Source organism: Anaerostipes faecis (assembly GCF_910574135.1).
In the GTDB taxonomy this organism is placed as follows: domain Bacteria; phylum Bacillota; class Clostridia; order Lachnospirales; family Lachnospiraceae; genus Anaerostipes; species Anaerostipes hominis.
Window position 1 is genome coordinate 1 of record NZ_CAJSYK010000056.1, and the last position, 790, is coordinate 790.

General features: G+C 37.2%; 1 pseudogene. It reads right to left on the reverse strand.

Annotation, left to right across the window (positions count from 1 at the left end):
- Positions 1–313: 313 nt before the first annotated feature.
- Positions 314–790 (reverse strand): annotated as a pseudogene (locus QGT46_RS16780) (hypothetical protein); the annotation flags it as partial.

A 790-nucleotide genomic window follows, 5' to 3' on the forward strand; every position in this document is an offset into this window, starting at 1 on the left:
GCTTCGTTGCTTTAAGTCAACTTACCCACCATGTACGCCTTAATATCGGGTTTCTGTCCGTAGGGCTACGATTTCGCTATCCCTTCTTCTCGCCCACACCTCACGATGCAAACCTTGGGAGTCGCTTACAAGTTCGTCGGTAGCTACGCCTATGTGGACTTGCACCACAAAACACGGACATGCCCGTCATACCTAAAAAGGCCGGGATCTCTCCCGGCCTCAGGCTGTAGACAAAACGATTCGCAATGTCATGTTTGCGAACCGTTATTTAATCTATTTCCACTTTTTAAATTCCTATTTTGTTATGATGAGCTTATTTTTTCATTATCCCGTAGACCCTTATTCTTCCGTTAGAATCTACCCAGTTTCCGGTTCTTGCATATAGTGTACTTGCATTTTTTTTATAGATCGAACATGCATTGTCAGCATTACTGTTTACGATTATTCTTGTAGATTCTGTTGTTGTCTCTAAATAATATGATGGAATCAGAATAGAATTAAATATATTTCCATAGTTTCCATAACATATAGAAATAAAATAATAATCTTGCCAATTAGCTGGAAATTCTTTTACAACATTATTTGTTAGCTTTTCGATTGTACATATTAAATCACATTTACTTATTGCTTTTGTAGCATTATCTAAAGCCGAATTTAAATCTTCAAATTTTCTGTCAAGATTTACAATAGAATTTTTCAGACTATGAATCTCTCCTGTATGTACCTGATATTGCTCGATACTTACGAGACCCACAGAGTCCAGATCAACCTCAAACGGTGTCGTATTTGA